Annotated in this window: 14 protein-coding genes; all 14 read left to right on the top strand. The window is 67.1% G+C overall.

What is annotated here, in order from left to right; translation table 11 throughout:
• The first annotated feature begins 200 nt into the window (after positions 1-200).
• The 14 genes from LR394_RS43480 (at position 201) to LR394_RS38885 (ending at position 16,015) form a co-directional block, all read left to right on the top strand.
• The gene (locus tag LR394_RS43480; RefSeq protein ID WP_231449744.1) at positions 201-1,289 is read left to right on the top strand and encodes an NlpC/P60 family protein; all 1,089 of its coding nucleotides are present in this window, start codon (positions 201-203) and stop codon (positions 1,287-1,289) included.
• Positions 1,290-2,185: 896 nt separating this feature from the next.
• On the top strand, positions 2,186-3,511 hold the full coding sequence (locus LR394_RS38945; protein WP_231449743.1) for a GGDEF domain-containing protein: 1,326 nt from the start codon (positions 2,186-2,188) through the stop codon (positions 3,509-3,511).
• 62 nt (positions 3,512-3,573) lie between these two features.
• Positions 3,574-4,062, top strand: a complete 489-nt coding sequence (locus LR394_RS38940) for a DUF3846 domain-containing protein (RefSeq protein WP_231449742.1) — start codon at positions 3,574-3,576, stop codon at positions 4,060-4,062.
• A 53-nt stretch (positions 4,063-4,115) separates the two neighbouring features.
• On the top strand, positions 4,116-4,970 hold the full coding sequence (locus LR394_RS38935) for a GGDEF domain-containing protein (RefSeq protein ID WP_231449741.1): 855 nt from the start codon (positions 4,116-4,118) through the stop codon (positions 4,968-4,970).
• Positions 4,971-5,065: 95 nt separating this feature from the next.
• Entirely contained in the window at positions 5,066-6,730 is a 1,665-nt protein-coding gene (locus LR394_RS38930) for a hypothetical protein (protein WP_231449740.1), read from the top strand.
• 924 nt (positions 6,731-7,654) lie between these two features.
• Positions 7,655-9,019, top strand: coding sequence for a DUF2786 domain-containing protein (locus LR394_RS38925; RefSeq protein ID WP_231449739.1), 1,365 nt, complete (start codon positions 7,655-7,657; stop codon positions 9,017-9,019).
• A 267-nt stretch (positions 9,020-9,286) separates the two neighbouring features.
• The gene (locus LR394_RS38920) at positions 9,287-9,769 is read left to right on the top strand and encodes a hypothetical protein (RefSeq protein ID WP_231449738.1); all 483 of its coding nucleotides are present in this window, start codon (positions 9,287-9,289) and stop codon (positions 9,767-9,769) included.
• A gap of 323 nt (positions 9,770-10,092) precedes the next feature.
• The gene (locus LR394_RS38915; RefSeq protein ID WP_231449737.1) at positions 10,093-11,049 is read left to right on the top strand and encodes a DUF4192 domain-containing protein; all 957 of its coding nucleotides are present in this window, start codon (positions 10,093-10,095) and stop codon (positions 11,047-11,049) included.
• A gap of 187 nt (positions 11,050-11,236) precedes the next feature.
• Positions 11,237-11,617: a hypothetical protein gene (locus tag LR394_RS38910; protein ID WP_231449736.1), complete on the top strand. Its 381-nt coding sequence runs from the start codon at positions 11,237-11,239 to the stop codon at positions 11,615-11,617.
• Positions 11,618-11,722: 105 nt separating this feature from the next.
• Complete coding sequence (locus LR394_RS38905; RefSeq protein ID WP_231449735.1) at positions 11,723-12,064, top strand: hypothetical protein; 342 nt, start codon at positions 11,723-11,725, stop codon at positions 12,062-12,064.
• 302 nt (positions 12,065-12,366) lie between these two features.
• Entirely contained in the window at positions 12,367-12,885 is a 519-nt protein-coding gene (locus LR394_RS38900; protein ID WP_231449734.1) for a hypothetical protein, read from the top strand.
• Between the two features lie 239 nt (positions 12,886-13,124).
• Positions 13,125-13,733 carry a hypothetical protein gene (locus tag LR394_RS38895; protein WP_231449733.1) on the top strand — a complete coding sequence of 203 codons (609 nt, stop codon included), beginning with the start codon at positions 13,125-13,127 and terminating at the stop codon, positions 13,731-13,733.
• A gap of 317 nt (positions 13,734-14,050) precedes the next feature.
• On the top strand, positions 14,051-14,365 hold the full coding sequence (locus LR394_RS38890; protein ID WP_231449732.1) for a hypothetical protein: 315 nt from the start codon (positions 14,051-14,053) through the stop codon (positions 14,363-14,365).
• Between the two features lie 408 nt (positions 14,366-14,773).
• Positions 14,774-16,015 carry an IS256 family transposase gene (locus LR394_RS38885; protein ID WP_231449731.1) on the top strand — a complete coding sequence of 414 codons (1,242 nt, stop codon included), beginning with the start codon at positions 14,774-14,776 and terminating at the stop codon, positions 16,013-16,015.
• The last annotated feature ends 179 nt before the right edge of the window (positions 16,016-16,194 follow it).

The raw sequence follows: 16,194 nt of genomic DNA, 5'->3' as shown, positions 1-16,194 counted from the left end.
CACGCCCCTGCGGCCCGCCGTCCCGCGCCGCAGGGGCGTGTCGTTTGCCTGCGCACCGTGCCCCGCTACCCGCCGCGCGGACAGTCCCAACCGGCAATCGGCCGGGACCGCCCGCAAGCCCTGGCCGCTCACCTCAGCGCCTCCCCGGAAGGCCGACGATGGACGAACGCTCACAGACGGTGGCACTGGGTGCTGTGGCAGTGGCTACCCTCACGGGCCTGCTGCTGCTCGGTGCCCTGGCCCAGTCCGCCGCCACCATGCTGGCCGCAGCACCCCAGCATCTGCTCGGGTCCCTGCTCGGGGGCAGCAGCGAGCAGTCGTGCCTGGACCTGACGGGTTTCTCGGATGGCACGAACGACTCGAACGACCTGGCGCTTCTGGTTGAGGTTTTCGATGACGGGCAGCAGGCCAATGCTGGTGCGATCATCGACAGCGCTCGCCGGGTGGGTGCTCCGCCGCGAGCCTGGGTCATCGCTGTGGCCACGGCGATCCAGGAGTCCAGTCTGCGCAATGTCGGGCACGGGGATGCCGTCGGCCCGGACTCGCGGGGGCTCTTCCAGCAGCGCTCGCCCTGGGCCGGTGAGAAGGAGCGGATGGACCCGGCCGCGGCCACCGCGCTGTTTATCCACGGCGGTCACGGCGGTCAGCCGGGATTGATGGACGTGCCCGGGTGGCAGAACTCGGCCCTGATCAGTCCTACCCAGGCGGGCAGGGCTGCCCAGCAGGTGCAGAGATCGGCGCACCCGGACGCCTATGCCAGGCACATGGAAGAGGCGCTGGCGTTCGTCGCGGCCTACGCACGGAGCAACGACCTGTCCCGGCCTCCGCAACCACACGCAGGACAGGCCAGCGCGAGCACATCAGCGCGGGCCTGGACGAGCACGAACTGCCAGAGTCCCCCCGGGCAGAGCACGAGCGTCCGCGCAGCCCTGGACTTCGCCCGCGCCCAGCTCGGGCTGCCGTACCAGTGGGGCGGCAACGGACCCGAGCACGGCGACAACGGGTTCGACTGCTCAGGCCTGACCGTGGCCGCCTACCAGGCCGCCGGCATCACGCTGCCCCGCACCGCGCAACTGCAGTACGAGCACGGGCCCCGCGTTCCGCTGCACAGCCTGCAGCCGGGGGACCTGGTCTTCTTCGGCACCGACACCGCCCACGTCACACATGTCGGTCTCTACCTCGGCGAGAACCGGATGATCGACGCCCCGCACACCGGCGCTGTCGTCCGCATCGAGGACCACCGGTGGGACAGCCTCCTGGGCGCCACCCGGCCTGCCCAAACCGGCTGAGACGCTGCCGATCACGTCGACTACGGGCGCACTCCCGCCCGCGAGCAACGCCTTCCGTCAGCACCGGGCCCGGACCGGGTGTACGCAGAGACCGGTGGCGTTGGTGAGAAGCAACCGCGTCAACAGGACCCACCGTGACTGACTCAGGCCCACGGGGCTCTTGCCGGTGACCGGCGTCGTCGCCGATGCTGAAATCTCTTTTACTCAGTATCACCTCGTACGACCGGTCCTCGGTTCCATCGGCCGGTGCCCGGCCAGCCCACCGACACGGTCGGCACCGGAGCACCCCGATCACGCACCTGGGCCAACGCTTCACCCGGCACCACCCTGATCCACTGCACGGCCGTTGCCGGTCATCGCCACCCGAGACGGCTCCCGTCAGCCAGTACACACAGGTCGCACCTGACCTGATGACACGCTGACAGCGGCCTCTCCCGCACGCGGCACAGCCACGGCGGTAGCCGGGCATTCCCGTTCCACGGGACTCCCGACACATCTGCCCGATCTCCGGCTACGAGCGTTGTGCTCCTCGTCGGCGTCAGTGCCGAACGCACGACCTGATCGCGCACCGGATCCACCGCTTCCTGCGGATGGGACACGCACGCACAACGTTTGATCGATGTGCTCGCCTGCAGGGTGAGGTCCGGCACTGATGCGTGAGCCTGCCGAGACTCCGCGGCCAGCATCAGGAAGGACCGCTGGGCCGGTGATGCGTGCGTCTCTCGAGCCGCAGAAGTGAGCGACCCCCAGAAGCTTCTCAGCCACCGCCTGGCCCGATCGTGATCGGGTCCGGCGGCCCATGCCCTCGATGCGTCCGCACCGCAGGGACAACCACCCATCAGAAGGAGAACGACATGCAAGCCATCATTGTGCATGCCTCGACTGACGAGGCTTTCGTGATCAACGTCGACGCCGCAGACAGCGTCCATGTCCTGCGCGAGTACTCCGGCGCCGCCGGCGAGCAGTTCCTCGAGGGTACTTGCGGCCTGGAGTACCACCGGGCGGTGCTGCTGTACGACGAGAGTGCGGCTCACCGTGGCGAGCCCATTAACAATACCGCGCTGGAGCTCCTGCCGGAGAGTTTCATGACACCGGGCGGGGGCTGGCCGGTGCGCGGAACGATCGCCATCGTCGGTCTGCGCGACAAGCAGGGACACTGGACGGGCGTGCCTTCACGCGTGATCGCCGAGCTCGTCCAGGCCAACACGTTCTGGGTCGAGGCGCGCCTGTCCGCGGGCGAACCCTACGTGTGGGTGGGCCCCTGTTACGCCGACCACGCGAGCGCCTGGCGTGATCGGGATCGCTGGCGCCAGGAACCTCGCCGGCGAGGCATGCTCGATGCCAACGCGCGTGTCGTGGCCGATTTCTGGCCGACGCCACCGCAGCCGTTGGAGCTGCACGCCCGGCACCAGGCGCAGACCCTCGATCGTTGGTGCGGCGAGGAATCCACGACGGGCCCTGATCGCGCGCAGGCTCCCGCACACTCCTGGCACCACTCGCGGGCGGCCTGGGCGCTGCAAGCGCTGCGGCGCTCGTGGCTGTTCGAGAAGGTAGCAGCGCTGGGGAGCCCTCTGGGTCGAGTTTTTCAGCGGCAGTGGATGTCACAGGACGAAAAGAACCAGGGCACTGACCCGTTGACCGGCCTGGCCAACCGCTGGCTCTTGGAACGAGAGCTGGCAGGTCAGCGCAGTGGCCGCCCGCCGGTCATGGTGGGCCTGCTGTCGTTGGAGATGGTGATTCCGTGGAAGTTCTGGTGGTCGGTGCAGCGCAGGACTCGCTACGTCATGGGCGCCGATGACCGTGACCGTGAGCTCGCGAAGCTGGCCGGCCCGCTGCGGCAGGCCATGCGTCGTCACGGCCTGGTTGCCCGGCTGAAGAACCTGAGCGGTGGTGAAGCCGCCTTGGTCTGGCATTCGTTGCCGGGCCTGGCACCCGGCACCCCGATCACGCCCGCAGCCGCCCAGCGTGAAGCCCAGCGCATCCTGGCGCTGATCAGCGAACAGCCCGGATACGGCAGCGATGACACCCCGTACGGCACGGGGCATCTAGGGATAGCCATCACCCAGGCCTGCACCCCGTGGCAGGGCTCGCGGTTCCTGCGGATGGCAGACCGGGCGGCGGGCGTGGCGCGCAGCCAGGCCGAGGAGGGACAGGAGCCGCTGTACGTCGTGACCGCCACCAACGTGGCGGAGCCCGAACACCAGCGCGACGCCACCGGATGACGACCGCAGCCATCCACCGGTCATCGCGAAAAGTTCAACCACGAAATGAGAACGGAGCAGTCATGAACGTGATCGTCATCCCCGCGAGGATCAGCGAACCGCTGCAGGAGGTCCACCTGGACACGAAGAACCTGGATGCCTACGAGAACCTGGTGGACGGCATGATCGAAGCGATCGACCTGTACCACCCGGAGGCCAGCTTCTACATCAACGAGGAGGGCAAGCTGCGGCGCATGCCGTTTAATGAGCGGGCCACCGCCTTGTGGTGGGCGCACAACAGTGCCGCGCGCGACCAGGACTGGATTGTCGGGCCCGCGGTCCTGCACGGTCCGGTCGGCCAGGACGGTGAATCAACGTCAGTGCCGGAAGAACTGGCTGCCCTGCTGCTGCACACCCGAACCTTCAGGATCGAGACGGCCACCGCCCCGGACGGTCCCTTCGACCCTCAGGCCGGGCGCTACGACGACTGGTTCATCGCGTACCTGCACGGGCTGCGCCTGAGCGATCCGCTCTCGCCGCATCAGCGCTTCCGTGTGCTCCCGGCGCAGTAGTGAAGCCCGACTCGCTGCACAGGCACCGCAGCTTTCCCGGCCGGGAGCACCCCGTGCCGGCGCGCTCATCCGTCCGCGGCTCGTTCCCCGATGAGAGGACTCGCATGAAAGCGCACGATCTGCAAAGGATGTCATCGCAACATCGCGCTCACCATCGGCTGGTTGTCCTGTTGTGGTGGGCGACCGGCATGATCGCGATCTGGCAGGCCCTGGCCGGGGCCCGTATGCGCCGCTCGCTCCAGCATGCCGAAAAAGCCCGGGACACGGACATGCTGACCGGCCTGCCCAACCGTCGCCACCTGGAGCATGTCCTGTCCGCCAGTCGTGTCCGGCAACGGCCGGTCATGGTCGGCCTGCTCGATCTCAACCGTTTCAAACAGGTCAACGACACGTACGGGCACGCGTGCGGGGACCTGCTGCTGGTCGCGGTCGCCGTGCGGCTGCAACAGGCCATGCACGGCTGCGGTGTCGTCGCGCGCCTGGGAGGCGATGAGTTCGCTGTGGTGTGGCACAGCCTCCCGGGCCTTCCGGCCACGGAGCGGATCAGTGCGGCCACCGCGGAGAGTGAGGCTCAGCGGGTCATCACCATGATGGCCGATCGGGCTGTCACCCTGGACGGAACACGTGTGCCGGTCGGCGGCAGCCTGGGTGTCGTGATCACGGCTTCCTGGGGACCGGGGCAGGGCGCCCAGGCGCTGCACGAGGCGGATCAGGCCATGTATGTGGCCAAGCAGCAGTCGCAGCAGGGAGGAGACTCGGTTCATGTCCGGAGCATGAACGATCTGAGCGGTACCGAACGTCGGCTGGGCTGGCGCGCCGGCGACGTCCCGGACAGCACTCAGGACGAGACCGCCAGAAACGTCTTCGAGCGGATGTTCCTGTTGGCCCGTCTGGGTATCCAGCGCTGAGACGACCCGTTTCGTCACACCGGCCCGTGCCTGGATCGGACTAGCAACGCCGTAACACGTCTTCGTGAGCCCGTGCACATCTATGCGCGGGCTTTTTGCTGTGCGTGCAGGTCCTGCGTTCGCACGGGCCGGGGCGGATCCCATTCCTGGGCGCTGTTGGCGTGCAGCGGGAATCCGCCCGGGTCCGCGAGCCGCCGCTGGCTGGCAAGCGCGTCCTCCGGCAGGCCGCCCTCGGTCTGCCGGTGCCTTTCACACACTCACCAGGAGAGAAGGTCATGATGAAGAGATCTGAGCATTGCCGTGCCCCGCGCCTCCATGCCCATTCTGACATTGAGGTGGCGCACACGTTCCTGGTCAGGTTGCACCGGGCTCTGGAGTCGCCTGACCGGCTGTTCGTCGTGGACGTGACCGGTGATCACCTGAGCGTCGAGGAAATCGCCCTCCCCGAGCTCACTGTCTTCACCGGGAGGTATCTGCACCATCGGATCAGCGCCGTGGCGGCACGCCTCGAGCACGGCAGGGGCTCTACGTATCTGTGCGCGTACTCCCTCCGGGCACGCCAGTACGCCGAGACTCTGCGGCCCCGTCTCGAGGCACTGCAGTGGAACATCGTGCACGCCGATGTCACAGGTGCTCAGGCCGCAGTCCCACCGTGCGCTCCAGGTGAGCCAGGTGGTTTCGAAAGGAACGCTCAGTGGCTGGGTTCCACGATCCGGGAGCGGCGTGTCGGCGCCCTGCTGAAGGCCTGGCACTGGCTGGGCGAGGAGCCGCACCGGCCGCTGCCGCAGGCCTGCCTGCGGGAGTGCCTCGACGCCCTGCGCGAGCCGGATATCGCCCTGCATTGCCTGACGTGGGCGAGCCAGCGCGCACTGACGCTCTGGCAGCACCTGTCTTCGTGCGCGCCGGAGAACATTATCGCCGGTGCGCTGCTCGCCGCGGCCCAGCAGCAACTCGAGCAGCATGCGCAGGCGCAGGTCACGCTCGCCCAGATCCACATGCGTCGCGAGCAGAGGTTCCAGACTCCTGTTGCCGTCGAGGAAAGGACTCTCGGGCGGCAGGACGCAGTTCGCGTCGAGGAGGACATCGTTCTGGCGATCGTGGATCAGATCATCAACTGGGACCTTGCACCGGTGGAGGTGAAGGACCTCGTCGACTTCTGTCTCGGGCCGGTCACGACGGCCAGTCTCTTCACCACCGTGTGCGAACTGTCTGAGTCGGGCCCGTTCGCCCAGGCGGACTCGTCCGTGGGCAACAGCCCTTTCGAGCTGACGGAGGCTGGCCGCGCTGTGCAGGCCGGGTCCGACGACGCGGCGGTGGACGCCCAGACCAGGAGGCCGAAAGGAAAAGCCGCCACGCGAGACTCGCATCCGCAGGATCCGGCCGGTGAGGTATCCGCAGGCGTCGTTGCCGGCTGGCACCTGGTGACGGGCGTTCCCCCACGTCCCCCGGCAGATCCGCAGAAGGCAGCGCTGGACCGGGTGAACCTCGCGCATGTCCTGAACGGGGCGCACCGTCGCTGGCCCGATCTCGCCCAGGTGGTCTTGCACACCAGCGACCAGAACTACGGCCACGGCTTCGTCCTGCACGACGTCACCGCTGCCGACGGTCGGTCCCTCCACCAGGGGCTGAGTCCGCAGGACGAGCAGGAGATCTGGCAGCAGATCACGGTGTTCCTGGAAAGCCTGGACTGGGATGCCCTGGTCGGCGAAGACCAGCATGGCTGCGCCACCTGGGCTCCCGACCCACACGACAGCATGTGAACGGGCGAACCGCACCCTCGCGTGCACCACCCGATCCCCAGGACCCGAGCCCGTTCCCTCGGGCCCGGCACATCCTCACACGCTCGACGAAGACCAGCGCTCCCGCCACCGGCCGGAGCGCTTTGTCATGTCCGCAGGTCGCTCCTGCAGCGGGAACGACCTGCGGACCCCCTTCACCCGAGTCGGCGTCCATCCACGGATGCCGTCCGGACAAGCCCTTCCCCAGGAGGATTCGATGCACCATTCACCGTCTGCGCGGACGGACGGAACCGAAGGCGAGGACCACCTCTCGCCCCGCGGTCGGCAGGTCCAGGCACTGATCATTCCCCAGGACATGCAGACACGGTTGTGGGTGGCACCCGTGTCCGGGACACAGATCACGGATCTTGAGCGCCTGGCTCGGGAGCGCATCGGCGCCGTTGTCCTGCGTGCTCCGGCCGCGATCATGTACGTGGACCACGAGAAGCGATGCCAGAGGCAAAAGCTCAACTGACGGGCGAGTCTCCTGGCCCGGCTGCACCGGGACCGCGAGTCTCAGGGGACCTCGGCACCGGGCGACATCACGGGCCCGGCCGTTCTTCTGGGCAGGCCTGGGCCAGGCCACCTCCTTGAGAGTGCCCCGCCCTCCTTCCTCCATCTGGTGCAGGACGGGCCGTTCGTCGTTCACACGTACGACGAGAACGGAGGGGCCCGCCCGTGGCCGGGCGACGACGAGCAGTTCGGTGATCCGTTTGCCGCCGTGGCATGGGCCCTGCAACGGCCACACGGGTGGCGCCGGAGCGCCAACCTGCGGGTGGTCCCCACCCCCGCCAGCACACCTGGCCGTACACCCGCCAGCACACCCGGGGATGACCTCGGGGGCGGGCTGAGGGTCGCCCCGGCTGCTCGCCTCGGCAACGGACGTGGTCGCTGGGGAGGGACTCTGTGACCCAGAGGCAGCGACCCCACACGAGCGCCCGTCGATCGTCGAGTCCCGGTGCGCCCGAGGGGAGCGGCTCGCTCGCGGGACTCGACGCCGAGACGCCGTTCGACGTCGTGAGCGACATCCTGCTGGACGCGACACGGAGGGCTCTGCGCGACGGAGACCGGGGGCGTGTGAAGGCGACGATCCTGGACGTGCAGGAGCGTCCTGACCGGGGCGGCTGGCGTGCGTTTCTGCTCGAGGACCTGACGATGCACTTGAGCGCGGCGCTGCAGCTCGCCTGGAACCATGGCTGGCAGCCCGCTGACCTTATCTGGTGTGTCCGGCGTCGCCAGGGAGCCAAGTATGCGGCCTTGGCCGCCGAGGCCGTCACCGATCACCTGCACGCCTTCGCTGCCAGCACGGTGGACCCCCGCTGGCACGCGCAGGTCGCCAAGGCCGACGCACCCCCATGGTGGCCGCCAGGTACGAGCCTGCCCCAGGCGTACGTGCAGCGCCAGGGATGGACGACGTTCGTGCCCCGGCTGCTGATCCTGGTGGCCGTGATCCTGGAACTGCCACCGCTGGAACGCTTGGGCCCGCTGCCGGGGCAGTACCAGCCGATCCCGTCCGGTGAGGGCTCGGGGGCGTCCGCGGTCGACCCCCGGGTGCTGCGCAGGATCAAGGGGTTACTGGCGAAGGCCGAGGCATGCACATCCACGGCCGAGGCGGAGGCTTTCAGCGCCGGGGCCCACGAGCGCATGGCCCGTCACCGCATCGATCACGCGATGCTGCAGGCAACATCGGCCTCACACACCAGGGCAGGACAGTCCTGGGTCGGGGCCGAGAAGCCTCAGGCACGCAGGATCTGGCTGGAACCTCCGTACGTGGCGGCTCAAACTCTGCTGCTTCACGGCATCGCCGGCGCCAACGGCTGCCGGGGTGTGTACAACCGGCAACTGAGTTACTGCACGGTCATGGGGTTCGGTCACGATCTGGACGTCGTGGAGATGCTGTTCGACTCGCTCCTGGAGCAAGCCACCAGTGCCTTGGCCCGCCTCGGGGACAGCGAGCAGCCTGCCGAGGTGCGTCAGCGCACCAGAAGCCTGCACTTTCGCCGATCGTTCCTGACCGCCTATGCGGTGCGCATTAAGCAGCGGCTCAGCCAGATCACCGATGAGCAGACCGAAGCCGCCGGGAAACAGGTTGGACAGGAACGGCTCCTACCCGTCCTGGCCAGTCGTCAGCAGGCCGTCGACCACCACGTCGACCTCCTGTTCCCGCACACCAGGCCAGGAGCCAGCCTGACCATCCACGACCGATGGGGATGGGACAGAGGCCAACACGCGGCGCAGCACGCCGACACCAGCGCCCACCCCCGAACGTAACCAGGCCACCTGTCAGGTTCGATCGCCTGGCCGGCGAGGACCGCGGCAGCCCGTCCCAGCTTCCTACGCCTGGGACGGGCTGCACCGGCTGCCTGATCCGGGCCTACCGGGCCTACCGGGCCTCAGCAGAGCGTCGCGTCACAGATGTCGAGGGTGCCCGTTCCTCGACGGCAGCACCGGCACCGGACATAGGTCGATGGGTCCGATGGGGCCGGCTGTCCTGACCTCCGAACACGAACATCCATCCGGCAAAGGAGAAGACCATCCATGAGCCACCCACCCGACCAGCACACCACCTCACATCAGGAAGGAATGGAGTTTGTCCGGCAAGGCCTCACCAGCGGCGCTCAGTTGCCTTCCGGCCTGCGGGTGCAGGAGGTCGAACAGATCGGGGCATCCACGCTGGTCGCGGCCCTCAGCGACGGAACGACCCTGCGGGTCACGGTGATGAGGGCCCCGGTGAGCCGAGTGGGCCGGCCAGGCGCAGCCCGGTGGGGACAGCAGACCACCCCCTCCGGCGTGTCGGGTGAACTGTCCAGGCGCGGGATCCCGCGCCTGAGCGAGTCGCTCAGCAGGTCAGGGTTCGTGGTCCGTGGCAAGTCCGGTAAGGCGGTCTCCATCGACTGGATCACCGTCCGCGGCCTGACCAACGAACGGGATGCCCGTCTGACCGAAATGGAAAATCTGCTCACAGGGCTCGGGTACGCCGTGCAGCGCGATACGCCCTTAGGGCGCCTCCTGGTCGGGTGACACGGAGGGCGATATCCGGGCGTGCAGCGCTGTTCTGAATCCGGTGCAGGGATCGTCAAGGCAGCCGGCTCGTCGAGGGTGATGAGAACACTTGATGCGCAACGGTTTGCCGGACGGCACCCGGCCCTAGAGCGGCGAGAGCACGCCACCCGTCGCTGACGTTCTAGTGACGGACGAACGGACAGCACCACGAAACGCACGGTGGCCTCCTTCCCGGGGCCGGTGTGTTCCTTGCGCACCTGGGCTCTTTTTCAAACGGTCGGCGGATCTACTCGCCGTTCCTCACCTCACCGACCAGCTGTCCATCAGCGAAAGAGGATGCCATGAATCGTTCTCCGCACCATCCAGATCCCCGCCCGCGCCACACCAGGGTCGAGGTCGAAGACCTTCATCTCGCACTGATGTCCTGGTACGAGGCGCTGTCGCATCCTGATCAGGTCTTCGTGGTCTCGGTCCTCGGGACGCAGGCCCACATCGAGGTCGAGCCGATCGAGAACCCGAGCGAGCAGAGGTGGAAATTTCTGAACTTCAAGATCCAATTGACCTCGGCTGAACTAGGACGCCGTATCCACCACGTCTACGTGTTCGCCTACTCCCCGCAAGCCCGACATTTCGCCGAGGCCGCCCGCAGCCAGATCGAAAGCATGGGATGGACCATCGTTCACGCCGACGTCACCGGCAGCCGTCAGGTGAACGCACCTCTCACCCAGCACCACAACCGTGACCAGGCCGAGGACATCGACCCGATCGCCTGCACGGTGCGCGAACAACGCCGCCTTGCGCTGCAGCATGCCCGCCACATCCTGCGCGCCGAGCCGCGCAGCAAGCTCCCTCGCTCCGTGCAGGACGCCTGCCTGGACGCGCTGAGGGACCGGATGCTGGCCTTCGCCTGCCTGGCCGACCTGGATGAGGACTCGGTGCGGTTCTGGCGGAACCTGTCCATCACCGCGACCGGACCCCTGGACGCCCTGGCAGGCTCTGTGCTGGCCGGCATCCACCAGCAGCGTGGCGAACCGACCCGCGCTCGCCAGGCCCTCGATCGTGCCTGCCGCATCAGCCAGCCGGTGATGGGGTGGAGTGATCGGTGGCCGCAGGCCCTGATGAGCCCTTCTGATCCTCCGGCGGATCCGTGCCTGACGAACCTGTCGATGATCATGACCATGGTCGACGTGATGGTCGCCGAGAACCTGGGACCGGCGGAGGCCACCCACCTCGCGGATCGCTGTGCCCAGGTCCTGGATGCCCTCCTCCCGGAGCGAGAGATGAGCCCGGACGACTGACCACCAGCCATCGGGCCGAGCGTCCAGCAGCAGACGTCGAGGTTCCCTGAGCCAGACGCGGGAACTGCCGGCACAGCAGGCACACGGTCACAGCGGTGCGGCGCAGCATCCGCAGAACCGCTCCGGAACAAGACACCACTCATGGCCGCGGTGGAACGCCCGGCCCAAGCCAAGAACAGGAGTTCACATGAACGACCAGCAACCCTCCAGCCGTGCCACCGAGGCTGAGAGTCAGCCGGCTGCCGGGGACGACCCGGTCCCCTGGCCGCAGTGGAGACAACGGTACGTCTGGACAACCGACAGGAGCCCAACGCAGGCACCGCACGGCGTTCCGGTGCACCGCTCGTTCGCGGACCTGGAATCCGCCTACGACCTGTTCCCACCCGACGGATTCCGAGAGCTGGAGTTCTGCTCGAACCGTTATCGGAGGGCGTGGGCCTCCTCCCGGGAGCGCATCATTCTCACGTACTGCGAGTCAGACCTGACGTACCTGCAGTTCGACCATGACGCTGCCTACCGCGCGGAGTATGCGCGCACCGTCCGCTTCTACCTGGACCAGTTGCAGTAGCCCTCCGGCAACGTGCCGACAGGCATCGGGGCGAAAGACCCGCTTGTGCCGGGACTTCCGTCCTGATCATCAGATGTTCTTCATCTCAGCGAAAGGGATTTCGACATGAGTCATCACCGTGACTCCTTTTGGGACGTCATCAACGCGCAGATCGATGCTCTGTGCAAAGCCCGCACCGTGCAGGACGTCCTGCACATCCTGTCCCGCCAAGCGACGCAAGCCTTGCCGCTGGTAGAACCGCCGGGCATGAGCGGCGACGGTTTCTTCGCCGGATCAGGCGGGGATGCCACCGTGTACGAGGCTCTGAGCGAGGCTGGCTGGTCGATCGTCTGGTACCGCGCTCACTACCACTGGGCGATGCGTGAGCCCGAGGGAGAGGGCGTCGTCACCTACATCGAGGGCGACGTGTACGGCCGCTTGATCCAGGACACGCAACCGGATCGTTGATCTAGAGCACGAAAGCTCTGGCTAGCGTCCAGTCCTCACTGTGGGAAGCATTCGCCGGAATCGTCTTTCACGAACAGATAGCCGCCCATGCGCTGCCTGGGCGGCTTTTCTTGTGCGCAGAGTCGCCTGGGGCCGGGCTCGGTGATCGGTACCGGACGCTGATGCATCCGGTACGACGAACCGGCCACCAGCATGTCAGGCCCTGCCTGATGAGCACCAACCCCCATCCGCGCACACCGCAACGGCCTGCGATCCGCTCAGGGTCGCAGGCCTTTTGCGGCCGTGCCCACCGAAGGAGAACCATGCAGCCTCATCCCGACCGTTCCCACGAGGAATCCACGGGCCAGACCTCGAGCGGTGATGCTCCGGGCACCGGTCCCGCCACCGGCCCGACTGACCCGACCGAGCACTCGCTGAATCCGCAGGATCGAGCCTCGCTGGTGAACATGCTGAATGCGGTCCATCACGCCAACGCCCGCCCCGAAAAGATTTTCGCCGTCACTGTCCTCGCGGGCGGCCATTACGTGCTGCCGATCCAGTTGCCCGAGCTGTCGTCCCTGGAGGGTACCTACGCCGCCAGGGTCCGGACCTCGTGGAACAAGACGGAGGCTGACCTTCGGGCCGCGGCGGCCGAGCACGGATCGCCGATCACGGTCGTCCACCTGTTCGCTGCTACGCCACAGGGACAGGCGTACATCGTCGCGGTTCAGCACATCTCGAGCCTGCCTCTGGTCACGGCGCACCATGCTCCCGTGCAGCAGCACACCGGTGACGTCGACACGAGCGTTCGCCGGGCTGAGGGCACCACCTTCAACCCGTGAGGTCGCCCTGAACGCCGGCGGCCTGCCCGGCCCAGGAGCGCAGCGAAAGCCCTTGACTGCCCGGGATACACGCCCGGGCGCCGGGCTGCACGTACCAACGACAAGAGCGAATCCGGCATCCCGAAAAAGCTTAAGGAAAAGGGTATTTCGTGATGCTTCCCATCGTGCGCCTGGCTTAGGGAGAACGCTGGATCGTCGTCATTCACCGGACCGCGCCACCCACCACGAAGGAGCGCAACATGTCTCACCCTCTACCTCCGCAGCTGCCCGCCCCGCAGGTGGCCCCGCGCCGTGAAATCATCACGGCCGTCCTCATCCCGCAGACCTTCCTGAGCCCCGTGCGCATCGTGCGGCTCAGCGATGGGCCGATCGCTGCCCAACAGCGTCTGCTGTGGGGGACCGTAGCGGCCTGGAGACTCAGCCACCCCGACAGCATCCTGGCCGTCCGAGAGGAAACGGCCGGGCCAGGGATCAAACTCAACATGCGGGCCAGCCACCTGGCCCAGGTCCACCGCGCCACCGCCATCGGCGATGCAACATCCATGCCGACCCCGGACGCCCCACTCGTCTTCGGCCCAGCCCTGGTGATGGGCCCTCGCACCACCGACGGCTGGGATACGTCCGCACCGAAAGAATTCCAGGATGTGCTGACGCATCCCGGACCCTTCGCCATCCAGGTCAGCACCCACAGCGACCCCGACACCTGGAACGGCAACGACACGACCTTTCCCACCTTCACCGCAGCCCACCTCTGGGGTCTGGACCTGCTCCAACGGTGGAGACTGGCCAAGGACGTGCGCGCCGTAGCCGTCCATCCGGAACCGTCCGACTCCCCAGACCAGTCGTGACGCCGCAGGAGCCACTCGTCTGAAAATTCCTGCAGACATGTGGTGACCGGCCGCAGCGACACAGCGACGTCACGGGGCCACCCGTCATCCTGAGGCTGGCCAGCGATCCGCGACAGGGCGCACCAGGAACTCGAATACAGCGCCGTCTACCCAACGCTCCCGCCATCGGCCGGAGCGTTTTCTTATGCCTGCAGGTCGGTTCTGCAATCGGTGGAACCGACCTGCAGGCATGTCCCCACACCGCAGCGCCTCATCAGCCGCTGCGATCTCCATGCCTGAAAGGCCTTTCGAACCTGCCATCAACCCCAGGAGCAACCATGGCCGACGAGACCTACATATCCAGCCCCGTCCACTGCGACACCCACCCCGTGAAGCACCCCGACGGTCCGGCCGTCAACGCCGCCTACGACGCACGCACCGTCCAAGGATTCTGGGCCTACCTGTGCGAATCCTGCTTCTCCGAATGGGGAATCGGACTGGGCACCGGTAAAGGGCAACGGCTCATCATCGGCGAGAAACCAAAACCGGATCCTCAGCGCACCCGCACTCAGATCCACGCATTGCTCGAGGCCGGAGAGTGGGGGATGGCCGAAGAGCTCGCCGGAGAAGAGGGACTCGACAAGTACCTGTGACGCCTGCTCCGAGCTGAAGGCGACCCTGGATCGGCCCGGCGCTCGCTCGGGCCGATCCAGGTGGCGAGATGTGCTGGGCTCGGTCCTCCCGCACATCCCACAGCACCAGTCCATCCATCCTCTGGATCTTTCTGTACGGCAGGGAATCTGGCCATTGCTGCTGCCCCCTGAACCCAACGCGACTCATCACTTGGAGAAGCCTTGCTTGATCTTTTGGTCATCGCCAGTGCTGTGAGCTTGATCATCCTGCTGGCGGTGGCTATCAGGCACGTCATCCAGTGGAGTCCACGAGAGTGGTGTAACGGCCACGGAGCCCGCTGAGCAGCGGGCGTGGCGTACCCGAGTGTAGGGCGGCCATCGCGTGATTCTTCGAGAGACCTTCCAGAGTCGACTCGTAGGAGACACGCGATGGCCAAGACCCAGAGTACCCAGATCGATCCTGCCCAGTTCCTTAACGACCAGCTCGAGTCCGCGTCGCCGGATCTGCTGCGGCAGATGATGGCCACGTTCATCTCGACGCTGATGGGTGCCGAGGTCGATGCGCTGTGCGGCGCCGGCTACGGCGTCCCGTCCTCGGATCGGGTGAATTCCCGCAACGGGTACCGGCACCGGGACTTCGACACCCGGGTCGGCACGATCGACGTGGCGATCCCGAAAGTCCGTGCGGGCACGTATTTCCCGGACTGGCTGCTGGAGCGCCGCAAGCGGGCGGAGGCTGCCCTGACGAGCGTGGTGGCGACCTGCTACCTGCTGGGCGTCTCGACCCGTCGGATGGAGAAGCTCGTGGAGTCCCTGGGGATCACCCGCTTGTCGAAGTCACAGGTCAGCGCGATGGCCGCGGATCTGGACGGGCAGGTCGAGGCGTTCCGGACCCGGCCCTTGGATGCCGGCCCGTACACGTTCGTGGCCGCGGATGCGCTGGTGCTGAAGGTCCGCGAGGACGGACGCGTGGCGAACGTGCACGCCCTGATCGCGGTCGGGGTCAACCGCGACGGGCACCGCGAGATCCTCGGCCTGAAAGTCACATCCGCTGAGGACGGCGCGGGCTGGCTGTCGTTCTTCCGGGACCTCACAGCCCGCGGCCTGAGCGGCGTGAAGCTCGTGACCTCGGACGCCCATGCCGGTCTGGTCGCCGCGATCGGCGCGACCCTGCCGGGCGCGTCCTGGCAGCGCTGCCGCACGCACTACGCGGCAAACCTGATGGCTGCTACCCCGAAAACCTCGTGGCCCTCGGTGAAAACGCTCCTGCACTCGGTCTTCGACCAGCCCGACGCCGACTCCGTGCACGCCCAGTTCGACCGGGTCGTCGACACCCTGCACGACAAACTCCCGCACGTGGCCGAGCACCTCGAAGACGCCCGCGCCGACGTCCTGGCCTTCACCGCGTTCCCGAAATCCCTCTGGCGGCAAATCTGGTCAAACAACCCCCAGGAACGACTCAACCGTGAAATCCGCCGCCGCACCGACGTCGTCGGGATCTTCCCCAACCGGGCCGCGCTGATCCGGTTGGTCGGGGCCGTCCTGGCCGAACAGCACGACGAATGGATCGAGGGCCGCCGCTACCTCGGCACCGAAATCCTCGCCCAGGCCCGCACTACCCCCGCAACCACGAAGGAGGACACACCCGACATCCAGGCAATCACCGCCTGACCAGCCAAGAAGAATCACGCGACACGACCGTTACACCACCTCAGTGGGCCTGACCCGTCATCCGCCGGCGTCGTCCTATCCGGGCTGCACTACAGGGAGCTAACAAGTCTCACCGGCTTGCTGAACAGGGACTGCGGATCAGCCCCATCGCGCGGCGCTGGAGGCGAGGAATCGGTGAC

The sequence above is a fragment of the Kineosporia babensis genome, assembly GCF_021129305.1.
GTDB lineage: Bacteria > Actinomycetota > Actinomycetes > Actinomycetales > Kineosporiaceae > Kineosporia > Kineosporia babensis.
Note: the sequence above shows the minus strand (reverse complement) of the source record. Positions and strands in the feature narration are given on the sequence as shown.